The 2,649-nt window shown below is 30.1% G+C and carries 3 protein-coding genes; all 3 read left to right on the plus strand.

Going from position 1 to position 2,649, the window contains the following annotated elements; genetic code table 11:
* Positions 1-115 precede the first annotated feature (115 nt).
* The 3 genes from ACOSP6_RS00885 (at position 116) to ACOSP6_RS00895 (ending at position 2,558) form a co-directional block, all read left to right on the plus strand.
* Positions 116-727 (plus strand): hypothetical protein, encoded by a 612-nt coding sequence (locus ACOSP6_RS00885; protein ID WP_422095683.1) that lies wholly within the window; start codon positions 116-118, stop codon positions 725-727.
* A gap of 168 nt (positions 728-895) precedes the next feature.
* The gene (locus tag ACOSP6_RS00890) at positions 896-1,357 is read left to right on the plus strand and encodes a hypothetical protein (RefSeq protein ID WP_422092351.1); all 462 of its coding nucleotides are present in this window, start codon (positions 896-898) and stop codon (positions 1,355-1,357) included.
* Between the two features lie 595 nt (positions 1,358-1,952).
* Positions 1,953-2,558: a hypothetical protein gene (locus ACOSP6_RS00895; RefSeq protein ID WP_422092352.1), complete on the plus strand. Its 606-nt coding sequence runs from the start codon at positions 1,953-1,955 to the stop codon at positions 2,556-2,558.
* Positions 2,559-2,649 lie beyond the last annotated feature (91 nt).

Raw genomic sequence — 2,649 nt, forward strand, 5'->3', positions numbered from 1 at the left:
TTTCCTCATCGGAAATTCAATCTTATTAATTATCTTTCCGCAACATCGGAAAAGAACTCCCGTCCTTTTCCCGCAAAAAATCATACACAAATACGTTGGGCGTAAATACAAAAAAATGAAAAAGATAACATACATAATAATCCCTTTACTTATTAGCAGTTGTGCTTCTAAAAGCACTAATGATTTGAAAACTGATGTTTTAATAAAAAAAATATTCAGTAAAAATGAAATCGATGATTTACAGAAAGTTTTTGACTTTTTTAATAATGAGATTTGCAACTCGAACAATCAGAAACTAAATGAATGTTACAATAATTATTGCTTAGAAATCAGATCTCAAATTGAAAAAAATGTTGTCTTCAATACGGGGCTAAATTTTGAAAAGCAAAAAAAACTATATGAAAAACTTAGGAATAGTACTTTTAAAGAAATATGGAGTTTTCAGCAAAGCTTACCTATTAGAGAGAGAAAAGATACCCTAAAATATCTTGGTTTAAATTATAATGGAAAATACAGAAAGTTTCTAAATGAATCCGGAAATGAAAATAAAGCAATTAAAAATTATGCTCAAGCCTTCAATGTAAATGCTGATTTAGGTCCCTCTATGATAGCTGAGCTAGGCATGAATTATAAAACTTTTAATACTCAAGATTTGAAAACAAAGTTGATAATTGCAATTCATTATCTGACATTAAATGACCAAAATTGGAGAAATGAAAAATACTAATATCAACGCCCAACAACGTGTATAATTAATTGCGGCTGAATTTCCTCGCCGGGAAATTCAATCTTATTAATTATCTTTCCGCATCAACGGAAAATGACTCGCGTCCTTTCCCGCAAAAAATCATACACAAATACGTTGTGTGCCATTTAAGAAAAACTGAACGCTAAATTGAAAAACATAAAAATTTTAATAACCAAATATTACTCTTTCGGACTGATTTTTCTTTTCGCTTTTTACGCCATTATTGGAGAAATTCCAAGTTGGTACACAATAGAAAGAGATTGGATTGAATGGATTACGACAATAATTTCGATACCAATAATCGGAATATTAGCTTTTAAATATCTGAAAAAATATGTTGGAAAAGAAAAACGAAAATATTTCGGAATATCATTTTTTGCTCTATTTGCTTCGTGGATTTTAATATTATACTTTAAAGCATTAGTAATCGGAATAATAAATTCATTTGAATTTGAGCGAATACGAATTTTGGAATCGCTTGCTGGATATTCGATTTATCAACTTTGGATTTACGGAATATTTGGAATAATTCACGGAATAGTTGGCGGATATTTTTTATCGAAAGAATTGAGAAATAATGAAGAAAAAACGGCACACAACACCGTATAAAATTAATTGCTAGTGCAAGCCTACTTACGAAAATCCTCGCGGATTTTCTTTTCGGTTTGTATTTGCTAAATTAGTTGCTTAAAACACGCAACTAATCTTATACAACAACGTTGTATGTAATAAGTCCGACTTTTGGCTTTTAAATACACTTTCTGATTGTGACAAAGGATAGTTAAAACAGGATTAAAATTAACTAAACGTAAGAATGTAGTTTAGTCAAGCTTGTCGATTGACATCGTATGAGAGTTACACTTTCAAATACGCATGCTAGCGTAAAAATCTTGCCGAAATTATCAGATTTTTTTGACATTGTCAAGTTTTAAGAGGATAATTTAATTTAAATCAATGTTTTAGAGCGGAGCAGACAATCATTTTTCAGATAACAAACCATATCAGTCTGTGGTTGATATAATTCATAATCTTGAAAAAACAAGTGGATTTAAAGTAATATGAATGTAGCGTCGCGACTGACTACGTAAATATGAAAACAGAAAATATAAACTTTTAGCTATATTTACTACAAACAACAACGTGTAAATTGCATTAAAACGCAACTTACACGAAACGTTGTACAACATTTCATAATCTCAGAAAAATGCGGAAAGAAAAAGATAAATTTGAATTTGTTTATGTTGAAAACGACGGAACGATTCGTGAATTAGATAACACAGAAATTGAATATCTACAAACTGAATTCGAACCATTTGATGGAGCTAGACCTTATATCAAAAGTGATTATAAGCAATTAACACCTGACAAAAAGATTTCAGGCTTTCTCCATAGAGATAAAATCCCTAAAGACATTAAAGTTATAAATACTAATTTGAGGTATGCGGAAATTAGACTTCCAATTCGCATACATGATTCAAATCAGGCAATTATATTATCTGTCGGAATTTATAACATTGACCTTCTTGGTGGGTGGAGTGTTTCTCTTGGCAACTTTTCAATCTCATTAACGAGTAAGAAAAGTAAAGAAGTAATAATACCGAAAGTTGTAAATTGGAGAATTCAATCTTATGAGTTTGGTAAAAGAGCTAAAAGAATAATGACGCTAGAAATTAGGGAACCAGGTGTTTATTTTATTGAATTTAAGAATCCTAAAGATTTAAAAGTAAGACGCTCAAATTTATTTCTAATGAAATTGTTTGAAAATGAAATACCTAATGATGAATTGAATATTTGGATTGATAGAAAGTAAAAAACATTGTACAACAAGGTGTATAATTAATTGCGGCTGTCCCGAAGCTTCGGGACCTCATCGGAAATTCAATCTTATTAATTATCTTTCC

The sequence above is a fragment of the Tenacibaculum sp. MEBiC06402 genome (genome assembly GCF_049239625.1).
Lineage (GTDB): Bacteria > Bacteroidota > Bacteroidia > Flavobacteriales > Flavobacteriaceae > Polaribacter.